This is a genomic window from Streptomyces sp. NPDC028907 (genome assembly GCF_055564995.1).
The window spans coordinates 353,539-374,273 of the sequence record NZ_JBVHVE010000001.1; the positions used below are offsets into that span (position 1 = coordinate 353,539).

Genomic DNA, 20,735 nt, shown 5'->3' on the forward strand with positions numbered 1-20,735 from the left:
GCTGGTGCGGCGGGCGCCTAGAGGGCGTTCGCCGCGCGGGCTATGTCCTTGGCGAAGGTGCTGACCTCGGTGTAGACACCGGGTACGCCCGTGCGGGCGCAGCCGTCGCCCCAGCTGACTATGCCGACCTGGAGCCACTTGCCCGCGTCGTCCTTGCGGAACATGGGGCCACCGGAGTCGCCCTGGCAGGTGTCGATGCCGCCGCTCTGCCAGCCGGCGCACAGTTCCTCCTTCGACACCAGCCGGTTCCCGTAGTGACGCTTGCAGACGCGGTCGGCGACGAAGGGAACGGTGGCCTTACGGAGCTTGGTCGTGCCCGTGCCGGCTCCCTCCTTGGTGTCGCCCCATCCGGCGATCGTGAACATGCCGCGGTTGTAGCGGTCCGTGGTGGCGATCTTCAGCGTCGGCTTGTCGATGGGCCGGGCGAGCTTGATCAGCGCCCAGTCCTTGCCGTTGCCGTCGTAGCCCGGGGCCACCTTGACCTTCTTCGACTTGACCTTGATCGCGGCGGAGGAGTCGAGGTCGTTGACACCAGCGGTGACGGTGATGCTGGTGTTGTTGCCGGAGCCGTCCACGCAGTGGGCGGCGGTCAGGACGACGTCCTTCTTGTAGAGCGCTCCGCCGCAGCCCATGGAGAGATGGACCATGAACGGGAACTCGTTCTGCGCGGCGGGCGTTCCACCGATGACGCGAGTGGACGCGCCACTCGGGCTGGTGGACGCGGCGTTCGCGCTGAGGGGCTGGAGGGAGGCGACCGCGAGGGCGACGGCACCCACCGCCGCCGCTCTCTTGGCCAGGGTCATGCCGCTTCTCTTCGGCGAGCTGTGGGTCAACATACGTCCTCTCATGGCGTGTTGAGCGGCCCGCAGTATGAAGATCGGGTGGCATGCCTGACAAGGACGGATCTCACGCCCCGGGCGTGGAACCTCGCCGGGGAAAAACCCCTCACATCCCCGTAGAGTGGAATCGGGTTCCAGGCGTCTTGGGGGTAAGGGCGTGGCGAACGGCGGACCGGTCCAGCACGGCTTCCCGCATCTGGAGACGGTGCGGGCCTCGATCACCGCGCTCTACAGGCGGTTGTCGTACGACACCGTCCAGACGTTCGCGACCAGCGTGGCGCCGGCCGACGTGGCGTTCTGCGACACGGACGATCTGTATCTGGGTGCGCAGCGGGTGGCCCACGAAATCGTCCGGCACTACCGCCTCCCGGACGCCCGGCTGATCGTCAGCTTCCGGGAGATGACCCACGCGGCGAACGTCGAACTCGCCGCCGGGCCGGAGTACTTCGTCGAATTGAACGATCGTTTCCGCACGCATCGGCGCGACATCGGCGCGGCGCTGGCCCACGAGGTGATGCACGTGTACCTGCACCGCCTGGGCCTGTCCTTCCCCGGCACCCGGGACAACGAGATCCTGACGGACACGGCGACGACGTATCTCGGCGCGGGCTGGCTGCTCCTCGACGCCTACCGGGAGGACTCGGCGTCCTCGCAGAAGCTGGGGTATCTGACGCCGGAGGAGTTCGGATACGTCCTCGCCAAGCGGGCGCTGGTCTTCGCCGAGGATCCGTCTGTGTGGTTCACCAGTCCGCAGGCGTACACGGCGTACGGGAAGGGTCTTGCGGAGGCTCGGCGGGACGAGCGGCAGCCGCCGCTGACGGCCGCGGGGTGGGCGGGGCGGCGGCGGTACGCCCATGATCGGCGGCACGCTCAGGGTGATGGCGGTGCCGGTACGAGTGCCGGTGCGCGGACGGGGGTGCCGTACTCGTTCACGCCGGACGGGCGGGGGCCGTTGCGGGTGTCGTTCCCGTGTCCGACGTGTCAGCAGCGGATTCGGGTGCCGGTGCGGGGGCGGGTCCGGGCGCGGTGTGGGTTGTGCCGGACGGTCCTGGAGTGCGACACGTAGGGTTCCTCGCCCCCGCCGCCCCTACCCGTCCCATCCCTGGGGGCTGCGCCCCCAGACCCCCGCATCGGCCCTTCGGGCCTCGTCCTCAAACGCCGGACGGGCTGAAAGATCCAGCCCCGGCCCGGCAAATCCAGCCCCTCCGGCGTTTGAGGAGCGGGGTCTGGGGCGGAGCCCCAGAAGGATGGGACGGGTAGGGGCGGCGGGGGCGAGGAACCTACGCGCCGTACACCGCCCCGGCCACCCCCGCCTCCGCCAACAACTCAACCACCGTCTCCCCCACCTCCTCCGGCCTCCACCTCGCCCCCTTGTCCACCGACGGCCCCGCCCGCCACCCCTCCATCACGGTGATCCGGCCCCCCTCCGCCTCGAAGACCCTCCCCGTCACGCCCTCGCTCCCGGCGGAACCGAGCCAGACGACCAGTGGGGACACGTTCTCCGGGGCCATGGCGTCGAACCCGGCGTCAGGGGCGGTCATCGTCGCCGCGAAGGTCCGTTCCGTCATCCGGGTCCGCGCCGCGGGGGCAATCGCGTTGACCTGGACGCCGTAGCGCCCCAGCTCGGCCGCGGCGACCAGGGTCAGCCCGAGAACGCCGGCTTTGGCGGCGCTGTAGTTCCCCTGGCCGACCGACCCCAACAGCCCGGCACCACTGCTCGTGTTGACGACCCGGGCAACGGGAGTACGCCCCGCTTTCGCCTCCGCCCGCCAGTGAGCGGAGGCGTGCTTCAGGGGAAGGAAGTGGCCTTTGAGGTGGACGCGTACGACAGCGTCCCAGTCGTCCTCGTCGAGGTTGACCAGCATCCGGTCACGGAGGAACCCGGCGTTGTTCACGAGGGTGTCGAGACGCCCGTACGTCTCCAACGCGGCCGCCACGAGGGAGGCGGCCCCGGCGCCGGTGGCGACGTCCCCGCCGTGCGCGACCGCCTCACCGCCCGCGGCACGGATCTCGTCGACCACCTGCCGGGCAGGGCTGTCGGCGGCGCCAGACGCACCGTCGAGCCCCACGCCGAGGTCGTTCACGACGACCTTCGCGCCCGCGGCGGCGAACGCGAGCGCGTGCGCGCGTCCGAGCCCGCGCCCCGCGCCGGTGACGGCAACGACCCGGCCCTCACACATCCGGCTCATGTCATGCCTCCTTGTTGACCGTTGCGGCGTCCAGGAACACGGGCCGCTCGCCCCCGCCGTGCACGAGCAGGCTCGCGCCGCTGACGTAGGCGGCGGCGTCGGAGGCGAGGAAGACGGCGGCCGCCCCGACGTCGGCAGGCTCGGCGAGACGCCCCAGCGGGACCGTGCGGGAGACGCTCGCGATACCGTCCTCGCCCCCGTAGTGGAGGTGGGCCAGCTCGGTGCGGACCATGCCGACGACCAGCGTGTTGACCCGGACCTCCGGAGCCCACTCCACGGCCATCGAGCGGGCCAGGCTCTCCAGCCCGGCCTTGGCCGCCCCGTACGCCGCCGATCCGGGCGAGGGTCGGCCACCACTGACGCTGCCGATCATCACCACCGCCCCCCGCACCCGCTTCAGCTGCTCGTACGCGGCCAGGGAGGCCGTCAAGGGTGCCACCAGGTTCAGCTCGATCACGCGCGCGTGCCGCCCGGCATCCACGTCCGTCAACCGCCGGTACGGCGTACCACCCGCGTTGTTGACGAGGACGTCCAGCCGGGGAAGGGCGGCGAAGAAGTGCCGTACGGCTTCCGGATCACGGAGGTCGAGCTCCCTGAACTCGACGCCGGGCAGAGGGACTTCGGGTGGTCTGCGCGCACAGACCACTACCTCCGCACCGGCCTCGACGAAGGCCTTCGCGATGCCGGCGCCGACCCCGCGCGTACCGCCCGTGACGACCACGACCTTCCCGTCCAGCCCCATCCCCGGCTACCCTTCGTCACCTAACAAACGTTTGGTGGAAAGGTAGCTGATGCGGCCATGGGTGTCTCCACCTCGTTCCCGGAAAAGGGGACCGGACAGGGCGGACAGGGCGGACAGGGCGGACAGAGTGGGATCGCCGTCGTCACGGTCGACTTCCCTCCGGTCAACGCGCTGCCGGTGGACGGCTGGTTCGCCCTGGCCGACGCCGTGCGGGCGGCGGGCCGCGATCCGGAGATCCGGTGCGTCGTGCTTGCGGCCGAGGGGCGCGGGTTCAACGCGGGCGTGGACATCAAGGAGTTGCAGCGGGACGGGGCCGGCGCGCTGATCGGCGTCAACCACGGCTGTGCGGACGCCTTCGCCGCGGTGTACGACTGCGAGGTGCCCGTCGTGGCGGCCGTGCAGGGGTTCTGTCTGGGCGGCGGCATCGGACTGGTGGGCAACGCCGACGCGATCGTGGCGAGCGAGGACGCCACCTTCGGGCTGCCCGAGCTGGACCGGGGCGCGCTGGGCGCGGCCACGCATCTGGCCCGGCTGGTCCCCCAGCATCTGATGCGCGCGCTGTACTACACCTCACGCACGGCGACCGCGGCCGAACTGCACGCCCACGGCTCGGTGTGGCGGGTCGTACCGCGCCGGGAACTGCGCGCCGCCGCCCTGGAGCTGGCCGGCGAGATCGCCGCGAAGGACGGACAGCTGCTGCGGCTGGCCAAGGCCGCCATCAACGGCATCGACCCCGTGGACGTGCGCCGCAGCTACCGCTTCGAGCAGGGCTTCACCTTCGAGGCCAACCTGAGCGGCGTGGCCGACCGGGTCCGTGACACCTTCGGCAGTGGGAAAGAGGGGGCGCAGTGAGCGACAAGACGATGACCGCCGACGAGGTCGTCGCGCGGCTGCACAGCGGCATGTCCCTCGGCATCGGCGGCTGGGGCTCACGCCGCAAACCGATGGCCCTGGTCAGGGCCCTGCTCCGGTCCGGCATCACCGACCTCACCGTCGTCTCGTACGGCGGCCCGGACGTCGGCATGCTCGCCGCGGCCGGAAGGATCCGCAGGCTCGTCGCCCCCTTCGCCACCCTCGACTCCATCCCCCTCGAACCGCACTTCCGCGCCGCCCGCGAACGTGGCGCCTTCGAGCTGATGGAGGTCGACGAGGCGATGTTCATGTTGGGACTGCACGCCGCCGCGAACCGGCTGCCGTTCCTGCCGGTGCGGGCAGGGATCGGCTCGGACGTGATGCGGGTCAACCCGTCCCTGCGGACGGTGACTTCGCCGTACGACGACGGGGAGACCTTCGTGGCCATGCCCGCCCTGCGGCTCGACGCGGCACTGGTCCACGTCAACCGCGCCGACCGGCTGGGCAACGGGCAGTACCTCGGCCCCGACCCGTACTTCGACGACCTGTTCTGCGAGGCGGCGGACTCGGCGTACGTGTCGTGCGAACGGGTCGTCGACACCGCCGAGCTGACGAAGGACGCGGCCCCGCAGACGCTCCTGCTCAAGCGGCACACGGTGACGGGGGTCGTCGAGGCCCCGAACGGCGCGCACTTCACGTCCTGCGCCCCCGACTACGGCCGGGACGATGCCTTCCAGAAGACGTACGCCACCACGCCCTGGCCGGAGTTCACGGCCCGGTTCCTCGGCGGTGACGAGCAGGCGTACCAGTCGGCGGTCAGGGAGGGGTCATGACGGAGTCCAGCGGTACGCCCCTTCTCCCGCCCACCCGCGCCGAGTACTGCGTGATCGCCTGCGCCGAGGCCTGGCGCGACGCCGGTGAGATCCTGGCGAGCCCCATGGGCCTGATCCCGTCCGTGGGCGCCCGGCTGGCACGGCTGACCTTCGCACCGGACCTGCTGCTGACCGACGGCGAGGCGATGGTCGTCCGTCCGGACGGCACGACCGAGGGGTGGCTGCCGTACCGACAGCATCTGGCCCTGGTCACCGGCGGGCGACGGCACGTGATGATGGGCGCGAGCCAGATCGACCGGTACGGCAACCAGAACATCTCCTGCATCGGCGACTGGGAGCGACCGAAACGGCAACTGCTCGGGGTGCGCGGCGCGCCGGTCAACACGCTCAACAACCCGACCAGTTACTGGGTCCCGCGGCACTCCCGGCGGGTGTTCGTCGAGAAGGTCGACATAGTGTGCGGGGTGGGATACGACCACGCGGCGGGCGCGCGCTTCCACCGAATCCCACGCGTCATCTCCGACCTGGGCGTCTTCGACTTCGCGACGCCCGACCGCGCGATGCGTCTGGCGTCGCTCCATCCAGGCGTCACTCTGGACCAGGTCCGGGAGGCGACCGCGTTCGACCTGGTCGTCCCGGACTTGGTGCCACCGACCCGCGAGCCCACCGCCGCCGAACTGCGCCTCATCCGCGAGGTCATCGACCCGGCGAACACTCGAGCCCGGGAGGTCGGTGCGTGATGGACACGCCGCTGACCCGGCTGGTCGGGGTCCGCCATCCGATCGTGCAGACGGGGATGGGCTGGGTGGCCGGCCCCCGGCTGGTCTCGGCGGCGGCGAACGCGGGTGCCCTGGGAATCCTCGCCTCCGCCACGATGACCGTGGACCGGCTGCGGGAGGCGATACGCGAGGTCAGGTCCCGTACCGACGCGCCGTTCGGCGTCAATCTGCGCGCGGACGCGTCGGACGCCGGTGACCGGGTCCGCGTGATGATCGACGAGGGGGTGCGGGTCGCCTCCTTCGCCCTCGCGCCCTCCGCCGCGCTGATCACCGAGCTCAAGGACGCGGGCGTCATCGTCATCCCCTCGATCGGCGCACGGCGGCACGCCGAGAAGGTCGCGGCCTGGGGCGCGGACGCGGTGATCGTGCAGGGCGGGGAGGGCGGCGGGCACACCGGGGAGGTGGCGACGACGGTGCTGCTGCCGCAGGTGATCGACGCCGTGGACATACCGGTCGTGGCGGCGGGCGGCTTCTTCGACGGCCGGGGTCTGGTCGCCGCGCTGGCCTACGGGGCGTCGGGAATCGCCCTGGGCACGCGGTTCCTGCTCACCTCGGACTCGACGGTGCCGGACGCGGTGAAGGCCCGGTATCTGGCGGCGACGGTCAAGGACGTGACGGTGACCCGGGCCGTCGACGGCCTTCCGCACCGGATGCTCCGCACGGAACTGGTCGACGCCCTGGAGCACTCCGGCCGCGCGCGGACGCTTCTCCAGGCGGTCGGCAGGGCGGCGCGCTACCGGAAGCTGTCCGGCACGAGTTGGCTCCGCATGGTCCAGGACGGTCGCGCGCTCAGACATGGCAAGGACATGACCTGGAGCCAGGTCCTGCTGGCGGCGAACACGCCGATGCTGCTGAAGGCGTCCATGGTGGACGGCCGTACGGATCTGGGCGTGATGGCGTCGGGGCAGGTCGCCGGGGTGATCGACGACCTGCCGTCCTGCGCGGAGCTGGTGGAGCGGATCATGAAGGAGGCCGAGGAGGTGAGGGCGCGCCTCGCGCGGTGACCGCTCCCCCTGACCACTACAAGCGCTCGATGATCGTCACGTTCGCCTGCCCCCCGCCCTCGCACATGGTCTGCAGCCCGAACCGGCCGCCCGTACGCTCCAGTTCATGCAGCAGGGTCGTCATCAACTTGACCCCCGTCGCCCCCAGCGGATGCCCCAGAGCAATCGCCCCGCCATTGACATTGACCTTGTCGGGATCCGCCCCGGTCTCCTTCAGCCAGGCCAGGACGACCGGCGCGAAGGCCTCGTTGATCTCGACGAGGTCGATGGCGTCGATGGACAGGCCGGTCTTCTTCAGGGCGTGGGCGGTGGCGGGTATGGGCGCGGTGAGCATACGGATGGGGTCCTCGCCCCGGACCGAGAGGTGGTGCACCCGGGCCCGGGGCGTGAGCCCGTGCTCGCGCACCGCCCGCTCCGAGGCCAGCAGCATGGCGGCCGCTCCGTCGGAGACCTGGGAGGAACAGGCGGCCGTGATCGTGCCACCGTCGACGACCGGCTTCAGCCCGGCCATCTTCTCCAGCGAGGTGTCCCGGCGCGGCCCCTCGTCGACACCGACCTGGCCGTAGGCCACCACCTCCCGCTCGAAGCGGCCCTCGTCGATCGCCCGCAGGGCCCTCCGGTGCGAGCGCAGCGCGAACTCCTCCTGGTCCTGCCGGCTGATCCCCCACTTCGCGGCGATCATCTCGGCGCCGACGAACTGGTTGACCGGCTTCTGCCCGTACCGCGCCCGCCAGCCCTCGCTGCCCGCGAAGGGTCCGGCGGTGAGGCCGAGTGGTTCGGCGGCCTGCCGGGTGGCGAAGGCGATCGGGATCATCGACATGTTCTGCACGCCGCCCGCGACCACGAGGTCCTGCGTACCGGACAGCACGCCCTGCGCCGCGAAGTGCACGGCCTGCTGGGAGGACCCGCACTGCCGGTCCACGGTCACGCCCGGCACCTCCTCGGGCAGCCCCGCCGCCAGCCAGCAGGTCCGCGCGATGTCCCCGGCCTGCGGCCCCACGGCGTCCAGGCACCCGAAGACGACGTCCTCGACGGCGGCCGGATCCATCCCGGCCCGCCCGACCAGCTCCTTCAGCACATGCGCGCCCAGGTCGGCCGGGTGGACCGCGCTCAGTCCTCCCCCGCGCCGCCCCACGGGTGTACGGACCGCTTCCACGATGTAGGCCTCGGCCATGGCAACTCCCCAGACTCGTCAGTGAGTTACGTACGTACGGCGATCCCGTCCAGCACCATCGACAGGTACTGCCGGGCGATCTCCTCGGGACTGTGCTGTCCGCCGGGCCGGTACCAGGACGCGGCGACCCACACCGTGTCCCGCACGAACCGGTAGGTGAGCCGGACGTCGAGGTCGGACCGGAACACCCCGGCCGCGACCCCGCGCTCCAGCGTGGACAGCCACGCCTTCTCGAACCTGCGCTGCGACTCGGCGAGGAACGCGAACCGCTCCTGCGCCACCAGCTGCCGGTTCTCCTTCTGGTAGATCGCGACGGCGGCGCGGTGCCGGTCGATCTCCCGGAACGACTCGGTCACCAGCGCTTCCAGGGTCTCTCGGGGGCCGAGCTCGGCGCCCAGGACGGCGTCGTAGCCACCCCACAGCTCGTCGAGGAAGGAGCGCAGGATCTCTTCCAGCATCGACTCCTTGGAGTCGAAGTGGTAGTAGAGGCTGCCCGCGAGCATGCCCGCGTGGTCGGCGATCTTGCGTACGGTGGTGGCGTTGTAGCCCTGCTCGGCGAAGACCTCGGCGGCGGTGTCGAGGAGTTCCCGGCGGCGCGCCTGGGCGGCAGCGGCCGCGGGCTTTCCGGTGGCGGTCACCTGGGGCTTCTTCTTGGTCGGCACGGGTCCATTGTCGTCCTAGGCGTGCTGGCTGCTGACGGAGACGATCTCTCCGGTCATGTACGACGAGTAGTCCGAGGCCAGGAAGACGATCACGTTGGCCACCTCCCAGGGCTCGGCGTACCGTCCGAAGGCCTCGCGCGCGGTCAGTTCCTGCAGCAGTTCGGGCGTCGTGACCTTCGCGAGGTGGGGATGCATGGCGAGGCTCGGGGAGACGGCGTTGACCCGCACCCCGTGCTCGGCCGCCTCGATCGCCGCGCACCGGGTCAGCGCCATCACGCCCGCCTTCGCGGCGGCGTAGTGCGCCTGTCCGGCCTGGGCGCGCCAGCCGACGACGGAGGCGTTGTTGACGATCACTCCGCCGGTCCCACGCATCCGGCGGAGGGCGGCCCGGGTGCATCGGAAGGTGCCGTTCAAGGTCACGTCGAGGACCTTCGACCACTGCTCGTCGGTCATGTCGACGAGGGGTGAGGTCCCGCCGAGACCGGCGTTGTTGACGACGACGTCCAGCCGCCCGTGCTCGGCGACGGCCGCCTCGAACAGCGCCGCCACCTGCGACTCGTCGGTGACGTCGCAGGGCAGCGCGGCCACCGACGCGGCGCCGAACTCCCCGGCCAGCTCCGCCTCGTACTCCTTCAGCCGCCGCGCGTGCGCGTCGCTGAGCACGACGCGCGCCCCCTCCTCGAGGAAGCGGCGGGCGGTCGCGCCGCCGATGCCCGCGCCGGCCGCCGCGGTGATGACGGCGGTGCGCCCGCGGAGCAGCCCGTGCCCGGGAACGTACGTCGGCACCTCGACGTTTGTCATAGCAGCACGCTAACCTACCAAACAGTTGTTAGGGAAGGACGGTGGCGGTGGACCTCACGCACTCTGCGGCCGACGAGGCGTTCCGCGCCGAGGCCCGCGGCTGGCTGCGCGCGCATGTGCCGGCCGGTCCGCTCCCCTCGCTGGAGACAGAGGAGGGCTTCGCGGCGCATCGCGCATGGGAGGCCGAACTCGCCGTCGACCGCTGGTCGGTGGTGAACTGGCCCGCGACGTACGGCGGCCGGGACGCCACTGTGGTGCGGTGGCTGCTGTTCGAGGAGGAGTACTACGCGGCGGGCGCTCCGGGCCGCGTCAATCAGAACGGCATCAGCCTCCTCGCCCCGACCCTCTTCGACCACGGCACCGAGGAGCAACGCGCGCGCGTGCTGCCGCCCATGGCCACCGGCGAGGTCATCTGGGCGCAGGCGTGGTCGGAGCCCGAGGCCGGTTCCGACCTGGCCTCGCTCAGGTCGAGGGCCACGCGCGTGGCGGGCGGCTGGCTGCTGTCCGGCCAGAAGACCTGGTCGTCACGGGCCGCCTTCGCCGATCGCGCGTTCGGTCTGTTCCGCACCGATCCGGACGCCCCGAAGCCCCACCAGGGCCTGACCTACCTGATGTTCGACCTGCGCGCCCCCGGTGTCACGGTCCGCCCCATCGCCCGCCTCGACGGCAAACCCGCCTTCGCCGAGCTGTTCCTGGACGAGGTGTTCGTGCCGGACGAGGAGGTGATCGGCGAGCCGGGCCAGGGCTGGCGGATCGCGATGTCGACGGCGGGCAACGAACGCGGTCTGATGCTGCGCTCCCCGGGTCGCTTCCTTGCGAGCGCCGACCGGCTTCACCGGCTCTGGCAGGACCGGGGCAGCCCGCAGAGCACGCGGAGCCGCGTGGCCGACGCCCTGATCGGCGCCCGCGCCCACCAGCTCTTCACCTTCGCCGCGGCCTCCCGTTTCCTCGACGGCGAGCCGATCGGCCCGGAGTCCAGTCTGAACAAGGTCTTCTGGTCGGAGTACGACATCGCCTTGCACGAGACGGCCCTGGATCTGCTGGGCGCCGAGGGTGAGTTGGCCGACACGGAGTGGGCGGAGCGGTACGTCTTCTCCCTCGCCGGCCCGATCTACGCCGGGACCAACGAGATCCAGCGCGACATCATCGCCGAGCGCCTCCTGGGCCTGCCGAAGGGCCGACGGTGACCAGGCCGCGTCGACGCCACCGAAAGGACCCCCGCTGATGCGCTTCCTCCTCGACCCCGAGCAGCGCGCCTTCGGCGACTCGCTGAACGCCATGCTGGCGGCCGCCGACACGCCTTTGGCCATCCGGGACTGGGGCCGAGGTGAGCATGCGCGGGGCCGGGCGCTGTGGGGCCGTATAGCCGAGGCGGGGGTGTTAGGGCTGGCGGTTCCGGAGGCGTACGAGGGGCTGGGTCCCCGGCCTGTCGAACTCGCAGTCGCTTTCGTCGAGTTGGGGCGACACGCGGTGCCGGGACCGCTGGTGGAGACGGTCACGGCGGCGATCCTGCTCACCGATCTGCCGGACCCCGGCCCGGCCAAGCGTCTGGTGCCGGCGCTGGCGTCGGGCGAGGCCATGGCGACACTGGCGTGGACGGCGCCGTACGCCTTGGACGGTGACGTGGCCACGACCCGCCTGGCCCTCACCTCCCAAGGCCTGCGCCTCTCCCCCGGCCACGGCCCGGTCCGCCCCTCCCTGGACCCGGCCCGCCGCCTCACCCCTCTCGACCCCGGCGGCGAACTCCTCGGCCCCGCACCCGTCACCGCCCGCGCGCTCGCCTACGCCCGCCTCGCCACCGCCGCCCAGGCCCTCGGCGTCGGTCACGCCCTGCTCGAACGGACGGTCGACCACGTCCGTCAGCGCACCCAGTTCGGCGTGCCCATCGGCTCGTTCCAGGCCGTCAAGCACCGGCTGGCCGACGCCAGGATCGGCCTGGAGTTCGCCCGGCCGCTGCTGTTCGGCGCCGCGCTCACCATGGCGCCCGCCGACGTCGCCGCCGCCAAGGTGACGGCCTGCGAGGCCGCGTACGCCGCCGCCCGTACCGCGCTCCAGCTGCACGGCGCGATCGGCTACACGGCGGAGTACGACCTGTCGCTCTGGCTGCCCAAGGCCCGCGCGCTGCGGACCGCCTGGGGCGACCCGGAGGAATGCAGAGCCGAAGTACTGAGCGCCCGCTGAGCCGCCCGCGCCCTCAGTGGTGATCGCCGCTGGTGTCGCTGGTGAGCTCGCGGTACTCCTCGACCGTCGGCTTGGTGATGCGCGTCTGCGGCCCGAACATCGCCCGCGCCAGCCGGGCCCGCACCCGCTTCGTCGGGCCGACCCGGCGCCGGACGCCGTTCGCGTCGACGAGCGGACCGATCTCGTAGGGCGGCGGCTGCTCGTGCTGGGTGAGCGTGAACAGCTGCGCCTGCGAGAGGGGCTCGTGGACCTCGACGTACGCACCGTGCGGGAGCCGTTTGATGGTGCCCGTCTCCCTGCCGTGCAGCACTTTGTCCCGGTCCCGGCGCTGCAGCCCGAGACAGATCCGCTTGGTCACGTAGTAGGTGAGGACCGGCACGACGAAGACCGAGATCCGGACGAACCAGGTGATCGCGTTGATGGACAGATGCAGATGCGTGGCCACGATGTCGTTGCCGCCGCCGATCAGCAGCACCGCGTACAGGCTCAGCCAGGCCGCGCCGAGGCCGGTGCGCACGGGCACGTTGCGCGGCCGGTCGAGGAGGTGGTGCTCGCGTTTGTCGCCGGTGATCCACGCCTCGACGAAGGGATACACGCCGAGCGCGAGCAGGATCAGCGGGAAGAGGGAGAAGGGGATGAAGACGCCGGGTTCCAGGGTGTGGCCCCAGAAGTTGATCTCCCATCCCGGCATCACCCGGATCAGTCCCTCGGAGAAGCCGAGGTACCAGTCGGGTTGGGCGCCCGTGGTCACCAGGTCGGGGCGGTAGGGGCCGAAGGCCCAGACCGGGTTGATGCTGGCGACGCCGCCCATGAGCGCCAGGACGCCGAAGACGAGGAAGAAGAAGCCGCCCGCCTTGGCCATGTACACCGGCAGGAAGGGCATGCCGACGACCGTCTTCTGGTCCCGGCCGGGGCCGGGGTACTGGGTGTGCTTGTGGTAGAAGACCAGGATCAGATGGGCTGCGACCAGGCCGAGCATGATCCCGGGCAGCAGCAGGATGTGGATCGGGTAGAGCCGGGCGATGAAGTCCTCGCCGGGGAACTCCCCGCCGAAGAGGAAGAACGCCACGTAGGTGCCCACGATCGGGATGGACAGGATCGCGCCGTGCGCGAACCGCAGACCGGTGCCGGACAGCAGGTCGTCGGGGAGGGAGTAGCCGGTCAGGCCGGTGATGATGCCGAGCATCAGCAGCGTCCAGCCGAACACCCAGTTGATCTCGCGGGGCTTGCGGAAGGCGCCGGTGAAGAACACCCGCATCATGTGCACCAGCATGCCGGTGACGAAGACCAGCGCCGCCCAGTGGTGGATCTGCCGGATGAGCAGCCCGCCGCGCACGTCGAAGCTGATGTCGAGGGTGGACTCGTACGCCCGGGTCATCAGGACGCCGTTGAGGGGCTCGTAGGTGCCGTTGTAGACGACCTCGTTGGTGCTGGGGTCGAAGAAGAGGGTGAGGTAGACGCCGGTGAGGATCAGGACGAGGAAGCTGTAGAGGCAGACCTCGCCCAGCATGAAGGACCAGTGGTCCGGGAAGACCTTGCGCATGTTGGCCTTGGCCAGCGCGTACAGCCCGAGCCGTCCGTCGGCCCAGTCGGCGATCTTCTCGCCCTTGCCGGGCGGGGCCGGCCGCCGCGCACCCGTCGTCCCGTCGTTCCCCGATCGTGCGCCGTCCATATGTCGTCGCCTCCCCGTCGGATCAACCACAGGGTGACATGGGCGCAGGGGGCCCGCCAACGGGGCGGACACCCCCGGCCGGGCGTCAGGACGGCCGTACGATCCCCTGCGCCCGCGCCGCCACCAGCCACTTCGGGAACTCCCCGACCAGGCGGTCGTACAGCTCGGCGTCGGACACGGTCCGCGGGTCCGAACCGGCGTGGAAGAACCCGGCGTTGTCGACCACCCGCTTGGCCGGAACCGCCAGGTCGTCGAGCTTGCGCAGGAAGTCGAACTGCTTGCTGGTCGGGTCCCCGAAGCCGATGAACTGCCAGAACAGCGGGAGCGGGGCCGCCTTGCACAGATACCGTTCCGCGGCGAGCTTGTTGATCGGCCCGCCGTCCGTCTGGAACACCACCAGGGCGGGGTCCCTCGACCCGCTGTCCAGGTAGTGGTCGATGACGGCGTCCATCGCCAGGTGGTAGCTGGTCTTGCCCATGTGCCCGAGCCCGGCCACGATCCGCTCGATCCGCCCCTGGTGGTCGGCGAGCGCGATCTCGGTCTCGGCGTCGACGTCGGTGGAGAAGAAGACGACCGGCACGGTCCCGTCGTCGTCGAAGTGGGCCGCCAGGCCGAGCACCCGGTCGGCGAGCGCCTGTACGCTGCCGTCCTTGTAGTACGGCTTCATCGACCCGGAGTAGTCGACCACCAGGTAGACCGCGGCACGCACGCCGTCGAGCCCGTGCTTGTGAAGCGACACCCCGGCGCTCTTGTACAGGCTGACCAGCGCGGGCGCGGTCTCCTCGACCTTGCTGAGACTGATCGCGGCCATATGGTCTCCCCCTCGTACGCCCGGCTGGTTGCCGAGGTTACGGCACCACCGGCCCCGCCCCTCCCTCCGTCCACAGGTGTTCGCTATTTTGTTCGCCGCCGACCCCACCGGCTCATCGTTCGTCCCGTCCCCTTCGAGGAGCCGGCTGTGGAGCCCGAGTCCACCCCTTCCACCGAGTCCGCCACCACCTGCTATCGCCATCCCAAGGTGGAGTCCCACGTCCGCTGCGTCCGCTGCGACCGGTACATCTGCCCGGACTGCATGCGTGAGGCGTCCGTCGGCCATCAGTGCGTGGAGTGCGTGAAGGAGGGCGCGCGGTCGGTGCGGCAGGCCCGGACGGTCGTCGGCGGCCGGATCGCCGCGACGCCGCTCGTGACCTCCGTGCTCATCGGCCTCAACGTCCTGGCCTATCTGGCCGAGGTGGTGCGCCCGGAGATCGTGGACCGCTTCGCGATGCTCAGCGCCCGGCTGGTCGGCCCGGACGGCCTCTACTACGTCTACGAGCCCGGGTACCCATCCGGATTCCACGCCGAGGGCCTGGTCGCCGGCCAGTGGGAGCGGCTGCTGACCAGCGGTTTCCTCCACCTGCCGCCGACCGAGGGCACCTTCGGGCTGCTGCACATCGTGATGAACATGCTCTCGCTGTGGCAGCTCGGCCGGATCGTCGAGCCCATGCTGGGCCGGGTCCGCTACCTCGCGCTCTACCTGCTGGCGACGCTGGGCGGTTCGGTGTTCGAGCTGCTGCTGACCGACGTGAACACGGAGTCGGTCGGCGCGTCCGGGGCGATCTTCGGCCTCGGCGCCGGGTACTACGTGCTGGCCCGCCGTGTCGGCGCGGACATGCGCGGCGTCAACCGCTTCATGGCCTTCCTCCTCCTGTGGCTCCTGCTCTCCGCGGGCCTCACCTCCTGGCAGGGCCACCTCGGCGGTCTCCTCACGGGAGCCGCGGTGACCCTCGCCTACGCCTACACTCCACGCACCGCGCGCCGGGCCCTGATCCAGACGGCCGCCTGTGTGAGCGTGCTGGTCCTGCTGGTGGTGGTCGCGGTGGCGAAGGTGTCGGAGCTGACGGGTGGAGGGGTGGCCCAGTGAGACGTATCGGTGTGCTGCTCTTCGCGGCCGTTCCCGTCGCCGTCGGCGCGGCCGTCTACTTTCTCGTCCCGGCGGAGTCCGGCGACGGCACGGGCGCTGAGTCCGCGGTCGTCACCGCCCAGGAGGGGTCCCGGCGGGAGGCCAAGAGCCGGGCCGAGCAGGAGCGGGCGGCGGACGACGAGCTGATCGCGAGCCTGCCGCCGGGGCTGGCGGCGCCGGCGAAGAAGGAGCTGGCCCAGCAGCTGGTCGCCACCGCCGAGAGCTCGACGCTGGACTGGCGCCGCACCTACGGCGACATCGAGGACCTCGGCGACGGGCAGGGCTACACGGCCGGCACGATCGGCTTCTGCACCGGCACCCACGACCTGCTCACCCTGGTCGAGAACTACACCGAGGCCCACCCGGACAACGGGCTCGCCCGCTATCTGCCCGCCCTGCGCGCGGTCGACGGCACCGACTCCCACGAGGGCCTGGACCCCGGTTTCCGGGCCGCATGGAAGGCGGAGGCCGAGGTGAAGGCCTTCCGCGCGGCCCAGGACGCCGAGCGCGACCGCGCCTACTTCGACCCGGCGGTCCGCCTCGCCAAGCTCGACGGCCTCGGCACGCTCGGCCAGTTCGTGTACTACGACGCGATGGTCTTCCACGGCCCCGGCATCGACGAGGACGGCTTCTACGTCCTGCGTGAACGCGCTCTGCGCAGGGCCGAGTCCCCCTCCCGGGGCGGCTCCGAGAAGGCGTACCTGGACGCCTTCCTCGACGTCCGGCGGGCTGCCATGCGCGAGCGGCGACCGGGTGCCGACACCAGCCGGGTCGACACGGCTCAGCGGCGGTTCCTGGAGGAGGGAAACCTCTCTTTGACGACTCCTCTGACGTGGCGGGTCTACGGGCAGACGTTCACCGTGGAGTAGCGGATCCGGGCAGGCGGACAGACTCGGGGCGGGCCAGTATCCGGCGACCCGTGCGGCCCGGGTGAAGCGTGGCGTATGCGACGAGACGCCCCGCCCGGACGTGTGGGTCCACCGGATCGAGCCGGGCGTAACGGTTGGTGGCGGCCTCCGGGTCGTCCGCCGCCAGGAACTCGTCGGCGGTGCGCGGAACGCCGGGGCGGACGGCGAAGGCGTGGGTACGGATGTCGGGCCAGAACGCGGTGGTCGGACGGGGCGAGGATCGCGGAGGGCGCAGATTGCGCAGCCGCCACTCCGTCCGATGCAGGTGGGCGGCCGTGCGGGCGCGACGCAGTGCGTCGTCCGGCACGGGTTCACGCAGCCAGCCGTCGAGCGTGTCGGCGAGGCCCGCGACCAGGCGGCGGCCCGGCGCGGTGAGCCGGTCGCTGGTGGCGAGGGTGCGCACCACGAGCCTGGTCTGGAGCCTGCGCAGCGCGAAGTAGTAGGCGGCCGTCCCCGGGGCGACGCTGCCGTCGGACATGCGGTCGCGCCAGAATCCGGTGACACCGATGAAGGCGTACGCGCCGTGCAGGAGGCCGGTGAGATGGCGGGGGTCGGCGCGCCAGGGGGCGTAGTAGCGCTCGGCGCGGTCGTCGTCGAGCAGCGGGAACAGGTGGAGCAGTGCGGCGAGTTTGCTGTGCTGGAACTCGTGGACCAGGGTCTCGGCCAGCATGACCCCACCGGCCGGACGAGTGATCACCATCGCGCCGTAGGCGTCCCCGGTGGTCGCGGAGCGGCGGACGGTGGGCTCGGGTGGTGGCAGTACACCGACCCTGCCCCAGGGAATGACGGAGCGGATGCGGCCGGGGTCGAGCCGGCCGGGGCCGGGTTCGGTGCGAGCCCCGAGCACCTCGCCCGCGTCCGCGAACACCCGCCGCCAGGCCGCGAATTCGGCTGCGTCGAGGCGGGCGGGGGCGACCGGGCCGTCGAGGTCCCGGTAGGGGTCCAGATCTTCCAGGAGGACGCCCGGGGCGACGCTGCGCAGTGGCAGCCACACCGCGCTCTCGGGTCCGTGGGCGGGGTCAAGGCTGACCTGGTACTGACCGCTGCTGACGGTCAGTTCGCCGGCGTGCACCGTGGCCAGGGCCGCCCGGTGTCCCGTCCACCGCCCGGGAAGGCGCAGCAGTCCCAGGCCCGGGAGCGGCAGTCGGCCGTCCGTCACGGGCACGGGCAGGTGTACGTCGGTGCTGGCGAGGAGGGCGGCGCTCACCGCGAGGCGGTGCAGATGACCCCACTCCGTCCACAGCTCCGGACCCTCCGCGGTGCCGTGCAGCCGGCGCAGGAGGTGCCCGACCCAACTGCCCACGGACGGGCTGAGGAGCAGTCGCTCGACCTGCCCGGCGTCCCGCCGGTACGCGGTGCGCAGGGCCTGCCACGCCACGTCGGGCGAGCCGAGCGGAGCCACGGGCGCGTCGGTACGGTCGTGCAACGCGCCCAGCAGCAGGAGCCGCCGGGTCCGCTCACCGCGTTCCAGCTGGTCGAGGGCCTCGTCGGATCCGCCCCCGGTGGCCAGTTCGGCGAGGTGGCGGTCGGCCAACTTCAAAGGCTGATAGGTTCCCTGGCCGTTCACCGCCGGCCCTACTCCGCCCGGCCCGGGTTGTTCCCGCCCGTGCTGGTGCTCCGCGGGCGCCGGACCTCGATGAGCAGCCGCTCGGGAGGAGCCGGCAGGCACAGGCCGTGCGACGGAGCGAGCGGCACGCCGGTCAGGTCCACGAGGTCGGATTCCCATTCTTCGGCGGATTCTCGCGATGTCGGCTCGGAGCGTACGGACTGGTCCAAGGCGTCCCCCTTCAGGACGGTGGCACGCGATGCCCCGCATCCCTTCCATCATGGCGAAGCGGCGGGGGTCGGGGAACCGCGCGATCACGCCGGAGGCAGCGCCCGGCGTCGCTTCTTGCTGTCTCTGTCGTGGATGAACTCCGTGAGCGCGGCCTTGAGTTCGGCGGTTCTCGCGGGGTCGTCGTCGGCCCCCGTCACGATCTCGTGAAGCTCGGCGGCCGTGTCCTCGTCGAGGCCGTTGAGCAGGTTCATCGCGTCGATCCGGGCGTTGTCGCCGTACCGGAGCCGCTCGGCGACCCGGTCCGGCAGGGCGTCGATGAGTGCCCTGCGCTGGACGGGATCCCGGAAGGACGGGCAGTCGACGAGCGCGTCGACCGCTCTGCGCAGCAGACCCTTTCCGGCCACCGTCGCACGCGGTGCCGCCATGTCCTCGCGCCCGGCGCCACGGATCCGGACGTACGACAGCGGGTGCTCCCCCGCGACGGCCCGGACCTCCGCACGCGCGGCGGCGCAGAACTCCTCCACGTCCGGGAGCCCCGGGAGGTCGCCGGCTCGCCGCCCGAGCAGAGTGAGGAGCAGGTCGGAGAAGACACCGGTGCGGCGGGTGGGGTCGTTGGCGGCGAGCCGTCCGGGGCCTGCCGCACGCAGTTCGGCCTGCTGGTGCGCGAGGAGGCGGCGGCCGTCCGGGAAGGCGTCGGTGGGCAGTCGGCGCGCGAACGCGAGCTCCTCCTCGAAGGTCTCGCAGGCGTCGATCGCCCACAGTTGCCGGTGGAAGCCCGGGACCGCGTCGGTGCGGTAATGCTTCATCGCCGCGTCGAGGTCGAGGTTGCGCTTGTCCCGCACGGTGGCGTCCATCGTGAACAGCCGTACATGGTCGTCGCGGTCGAGCACGCCGTGTCCACCCCACCACACCCAGAGGTCCTGGCCATCGGTGACGGCGGGCAGTTCGTCGACGAGCGTCGCCCGCAGCGTTCCGTGGTCCGCCGGACGGTACGGCACGGGCGGTGTCTCGCCGGGCAGGGGGGCCAGGTGAAGGCGCAGGTTGGCGGCGGGGACCCCGGCGCCGTGCAGCAGATGGTAGAGCCGCACCGCGTCGTGGGCCGGTCCCGGCAGATCCCATGTGCCACCGGCGGCGTAGGAGTCGATGCCCACGATGAGCGCGTGCACCCGGGAGGGGTCGGCGGGTGGGGCCTTCATGGGATGTCGGCTTCCAGGCGGCGGTAGACGGCCGGGTTGGTCCAGTACGCGCTGTGTGCCGCGGGGAAGGGCTGACGGGACAGGACCTGATGGTCGTCGACCCGCCCGGGGAACAGTTCCGCTCCGACATGGGCGAGGAGGTCGCGCGGGTCGTAGAAATTGAGCCAGGGCGGCACATGGGCGGGCAGCGGCGCGGGATGCGCCAGGGTGGGCAGCGCTCCGGTCTCGTAGAGGAAGGGCGCCTGGGAGCCTGCCGTGACGACGAGGCGCACCATGGGCAGCGGTCTGCTGATGAGGGTTTCCAGGGCGATGATGCCGCCGAGACTGTGCCCCACGAAGGTCACCGGGGGCTGAGTCGTGAGGGCGAGCGCGGCGAGTCCGGCGCGGAAGGGTTCGCCGCGGGCCAGGTAGCGCAGGATGTCACCCGCCGTGGGATGGGCGGCTTCCGTGAGGGGCCGGCGCCCGCGTTCCACGCGCCGCACCACGGCGTTCGACATCCGGTGCAGCAGCCACCTGCGGGGCCCGCGATCGGAGCCGGCGGCCGGCGCGCCGAGGGCCGCGCCGAGAGTGTCGACGGCCCGGTCGCGTTGTTCCCCGGTGGGGATGAGCGGGTCGTCCGCGGCGAGGGCGTCGCGGACGGCGGCGGCGACGAGGGCGCGAGCGACCACCTCCGCGAGCGCGGCCGGGTCGAGGGCGAGACTCGCGGGGCCCAGGAGAGGCTGCGACGCCAGGAGTGCGGCTTGCCGCGCGAGGGCGGGACCGTCCAGACAGGGTTCCCCGGCGTCGGGGTCCAGCCGTTCGCCTAGGGTGTCCAGGAGGTGGCGTATTCGGTGGCCGGGCGGCACGGACCCGGGTGCGAGTTCCCCCGTTGCGGGTCCGGCCGCCGCGGCGAGGGCGAGTTCGGTGTGCGGGTCGGCGTAGAGGACGCCCCAGGCCTCGTCGTCCGGGTCCTGCGCCGCCAGGGTGCGCGCGGTTCCCGGCGACGAGGGCGGTAAGCAGGCACCCTGGGCGGCAAGGGTGGCTCCGTGGGCCTCGCCCCAGTAGTACGGGACCACATGAAGCGAGGGCCGCAGCGCCTTCAGGCCGGTGCTGAAACGACCGTACAGTTCGCCGAACGCGGGCTCACGGACGCCCGTGCCATGGATGAAGACCACTGTGGACATGTGTGCCCCCTGCTCGCTGCC

21 protein-coding genes are annotated in these 20,735 nt (G+C 71.7%); 9 read left to right on the top strand and 12 right to left on the bottom strand.

Annotated elements, in window-relative coordinates:
* Positions 1–17 precede the first annotated feature (17 nt).
* Entirely contained in the window at positions 18–803 is a 786-nt protein-coding gene (locus tag ACZ4UU_RS01630; RefSeq protein ID WP_468035908.1) for a S1 family peptidase, read from the bottom strand.
* Positions 804–996: 193 nt separating this feature from the next.
* On the opposite strand from ACZ4UU_RS01630, the gene ACZ4UU_RS01635 reads away from it, so the two are divergent.
* Positions 997–1,905 (top strand): hypothetical protein, encoded by a 909-nt coding sequence (locus tag ACZ4UU_RS01635; RefSeq protein ID WP_468035909.1) that lies wholly within the window; start codon positions 997–999, stop codon positions 1,903–1,905.
* A gap of 214 nt (positions 1,906–2,119) precedes the next feature.
* Here ACZ4UU_RS01635 and ACZ4UU_RS01640 read toward each other — a convergent pair whose 3' ends face one another.
* Both ACZ4UU_RS01640 and ACZ4UU_RS01645 read right to left on the bottom strand, forming a co-directional pair.
* A complete protein-coding gene (locus tag ACZ4UU_RS01640; protein ID WP_468035910.1) occupies positions 2,120–3,028 on the bottom strand; it encodes an SDR family oxidoreductase in 909 nt (302 codons plus the stop codon).
* A 1-nt stretch (position 3,029) separates the two neighbouring features.
* The gene (locus ACZ4UU_RS01645) at positions 3,030–3,770 is read right to left on the bottom strand and encodes an SDR family oxidoreductase (RefSeq protein ID WP_468035911.1); all 741 of its coding nucleotides are present in this window, start codon (positions 3,768–3,770) and stop codon (positions 3,030–3,032) included.
* Positions 3,771–3,827: 57 nt separating this feature from the next.
* On the opposite strand from ACZ4UU_RS01645, the gene ACZ4UU_RS01650 reads away from it, so the two are divergent.
* From ACZ4UU_RS01650 to ACZ4UU_RS01665, 4 genes are read left to right on the top strand one after another with little or no spacing between them, the layout of a single operon-like run.
* Positions 3,828–4,622, top strand: coding sequence for an enoyl-CoA hydratase family protein (locus ACZ4UU_RS01650; RefSeq protein WP_468035912.1), 795 nt, complete (start codon positions 3,828–3,830; stop codon positions 4,620–4,622).
* Complete coding sequence (locus tag ACZ4UU_RS01655; RefSeq protein ID WP_468035913.1) at positions 4,619–5,455, top strand: CoA transferase subunit A; 837 nt, start codon at positions 4,619–4,621, stop codon at positions 5,453–5,455. Before ACZ4UU_RS01650 ends, ACZ4UU_RS01655 begins: the two co-directional genes overlap by 4 nt.
* Positions 5,452–6,195 carry a CoA-transferase subunit beta gene (locus ACZ4UU_RS01660; RefSeq protein ID WP_468035914.1) on the top strand — a complete coding sequence of 248 codons (744 nt, stop codon included), beginning with the start codon at positions 5,452–5,454 and terminating at the stop codon, positions 6,193–6,195. The genes ACZ4UU_RS01655 and ACZ4UU_RS01660 overlap by 4 nt, the downstream gene beginning before the upstream one ends.
* Complete coding sequence (locus ACZ4UU_RS01665) at positions 6,195–7,238, top strand: NAD(P)H-dependent flavin oxidoreductase (RefSeq protein WP_468036393.1); 1,044 nt, start codon at positions 6,195–6,197, stop codon at positions 7,236–7,238. Before ACZ4UU_RS01660 ends, ACZ4UU_RS01665 begins: the two co-directional genes overlap by 1 nt.
* Before the next feature lie 16 nt (positions 7,239–7,254).
* Here the strand turns inward: ACZ4UU_RS01665 and ACZ4UU_RS01670 are convergent, their stop codons facing one another.
* From ACZ4UU_RS01670 to ACZ4UU_RS01680, 3 genes are read right to left on the bottom strand one after another with little or no spacing between them, the layout of a single operon-like run.
* The gene (locus tag ACZ4UU_RS01670) at positions 7,255–8,412 is read right to left on the bottom strand and encodes an acetyl-CoA C-acetyltransferase (RefSeq protein WP_468035915.1); all 1,158 of its coding nucleotides are present in this window, start codon (positions 8,410–8,412) and stop codon (positions 7,255–7,257) included.
* Between the two features lie 26 nt (positions 8,413–8,438).
* The gene (locus ACZ4UU_RS01675) at positions 8,439–9,074 is read right to left on the bottom strand and encodes a TetR/AcrR family transcriptional regulator (protein WP_468035916.1); all 636 of its coding nucleotides are present in this window, start codon (positions 9,072–9,074) and stop codon (positions 8,439–8,441) included.
* 15 nt (positions 9,075–9,089) lie between these two features.
* On the bottom strand, positions 9,090–9,875 hold the full coding sequence (locus tag ACZ4UU_RS01680; protein ID WP_468035917.1) for an SDR family oxidoreductase: 786 nt from the start codon (positions 9,873–9,875) through the stop codon (positions 9,090–9,092).
* Positions 9,876–9,922: 47 nt separating this feature from the next.
* Here ACZ4UU_RS01680 and ACZ4UU_RS01685 point away from each other — a divergent pair, with 47 nt between their 5' ends.
* Both ACZ4UU_RS01685 and ACZ4UU_RS01690 read left to right on the top strand, forming a co-directional pair.
* Positions 9,923–11,062 carry an acyl-CoA dehydrogenase family protein gene (locus ACZ4UU_RS01685; protein ID WP_468035918.1) on the top strand — a complete coding sequence of 380 codons (1,140 nt, stop codon included), beginning with the start codon at positions 9,923–9,925 and terminating at the stop codon, positions 11,060–11,062.
* Positions 11,063–11,099: 37 nt separating this feature from the next.
* Positions 11,100–12,056 carry an acyl-CoA dehydrogenase family protein gene (locus ACZ4UU_RS01690; RefSeq protein ID WP_468035919.1) on the top strand — a complete coding sequence of 319 codons (957 nt, stop codon included), beginning with the start codon at positions 11,100–11,102 and terminating at the stop codon, positions 12,054–12,056.
* A gap of 13 nt (positions 12,057–12,069) precedes the next feature.
* Here the strand turns inward: ACZ4UU_RS01690 and qcrB are convergent, their stop codons facing one another.
* Entirely contained in the window at positions 12,070–13,728 is a 1,659-nt protein-coding gene (gene qcrB / locus ACZ4UU_RS01695) for a cytochrome bc1 complex cytochrome b subunit (RefSeq protein WP_468035920.1), read from the bottom strand.
* Between the two features lie 85 nt (positions 13,729–13,813).
* Positions 13,814–14,539, bottom strand: coding sequence for a vWA domain-containing protein (locus ACZ4UU_RS01700; RefSeq protein WP_468035921.1), 726 nt, complete (start codon positions 14,537–14,539; stop codon positions 13,814–13,816).
* Between the two features lie 147 nt (positions 14,540–14,686).
* Between ACZ4UU_RS01700 and ACZ4UU_RS01705 the strand changes: the two genes are divergently transcribed.
* Complete coding sequence (locus ACZ4UU_RS01705; protein WP_468035922.1) at positions 14,687–15,631, top strand: rhomboid family intramembrane serine protease; 945 nt, start codon at positions 14,687–14,689, stop codon at positions 15,629–15,631.
* Positions 15,628–16,539, top strand: coding sequence for a chitosanase (locus ACZ4UU_RS01710; protein WP_468035923.1), 912 nt, complete (start codon positions 15,628–15,630; stop codon positions 16,537–16,539). Before ACZ4UU_RS01705 ends, ACZ4UU_RS01710 begins: the two co-directional genes overlap by 4 nt.
* Here ACZ4UU_RS01710 and ACZ4UU_RS01715 read toward each other — a convergent pair.
* The 4 genes from ACZ4UU_RS01715 to ACZ4UU_RS01730 all read right to left on the bottom strand — a co-directional run bounded on the left by ACZ4UU_RS01715 (position 16,526) and on the right by ACZ4UU_RS01730 (position 20,714).
* Positions 16,526–18,112, bottom strand: a complete 1,587-nt coding sequence (locus tag ACZ4UU_RS01715) for an HEXXH motif domain-containing protein (protein WP_468035924.1) — start codon at positions 18,110–18,112, stop codon at positions 16,526–16,528. The genes ACZ4UU_RS01710 and ACZ4UU_RS01715 overlap by 14 nt on opposite strands.
* Before the next feature lie 41 nt (positions 18,113–18,153).
* Complete coding sequence (locus tag ACZ4UU_RS01720; protein WP_468035925.1) at positions 18,154–18,354, bottom strand: aldo/keto reductase; 201 nt, start codon at positions 18,352–18,354, stop codon at positions 18,154–18,156.
* 84 nt (positions 18,355–18,438) lie between these two features.
* Positions 18,439–19,551 (bottom strand): effector-associated domain 2-containing protein, encoded by a 1,113-nt coding sequence (locus ACZ4UU_RS01725; RefSeq protein ID WP_468035926.1) that lies wholly within the window; start codon positions 19,549–19,551, stop codon positions 18,439–18,441.
* Positions 19,548–20,714 (bottom strand): hypothetical protein, encoded by a 1,167-nt coding sequence (locus ACZ4UU_RS01730; RefSeq protein ID WP_468035927.1) that lies wholly within the window; start codon positions 20,712–20,714, stop codon positions 19,548–19,550. The genes ACZ4UU_RS01725 and ACZ4UU_RS01730 overlap by 4 nt, the downstream gene beginning before the upstream one ends.
* Positions 20,715–20,735: the final 21 nt, after the last annotated feature.

Coding starts and splice junctions, on each gene's coding strand:
- ACZ4UU_RS01630 (WP_468035908.1), bottom strand. CDS start 803: ATGACCCTGGCCAAGAGAGCGGCGGCGGTGGGTGCCGTCGCCCTCGCG.
- ACZ4UU_RS01665 (WP_468036393.1), top strand. CDS start 6,195: ATGGACACGCCGCTGACCCGGCTGGTCGGGGTCCGCCATCCGATCGTG.
- ACZ4UU_RS01725 (WP_468035926.1), bottom strand. CDS start 19,551: ATGAAGGCCCCACCCGCCGACCCCTCCCGGGTGCACGCGCTCATCGTG.
- ACZ4UU_RS01690 (WP_468035919.1), top strand. CDS start 11,100: ATGCGCTTCCTCCTCGACCCCGAGCAGCGCGCCTTCGGCGACTCGCTG.
- ACZ4UU_RS01650 (WP_468035912.1), top strand. CDS start 3,828: ATGGGTGTCTCCACCTCGTTCCCGGAAAAGGGGACCGGACAGGGCGGA.
- ACZ4UU_RS01730 (WP_468035927.1), bottom strand. CDS start 20,714: ATGTCCACAGTGGTCTTCATCCATGGCACGGGCGTCCGTGAGCCCGCG.
- ACZ4UU_RS01700 (WP_468035921.1), bottom strand. CDS start 14,539: ATGGCCGCGATCAGTCTCAGCAAGGTCGAGGAGACCGCGCCCGCGCTG.
- qcrB (WP_468035920.1), bottom strand. CDS start 13,728: ATGGACGGCGCACGATCGGGGAACGACGGGACGACGGGTGCGCGGCGG.
- ACZ4UU_RS01670 (WP_468035915.1), bottom strand. CDS start 8,412: ATGGCCGAGGCCTACATCGTGGAAGCGGTCCGTACACCCGTGGGGCGG.
- ACZ4UU_RS01640 (WP_468035910.1), bottom strand. CDS start 3,028: ATGAGCCGGATGTGTGAGGGCCGGGTCGTTGCCGTCACCGGCGCGGGG.
- ACZ4UU_RS01660 (WP_468035914.1), top strand. CDS start 5,452: ATGACGGAGTCCAGCGGTACGCCCCTTCTCCCGCCCACCCGCGCCGAG.
- ACZ4UU_RS01645 (WP_468035911.1), bottom strand. CDS start 3,770: ATGGGGCTGGACGGGAAGGTCGTGGTCGTCACGGGCGGTACGCGCGGG.
- ACZ4UU_RS01680 (WP_468035917.1), bottom strand. CDS start 9,875: ATGACAAACGTCGAGGTGCCGACGTACGTTCCCGGGCACGGGCTGCTC.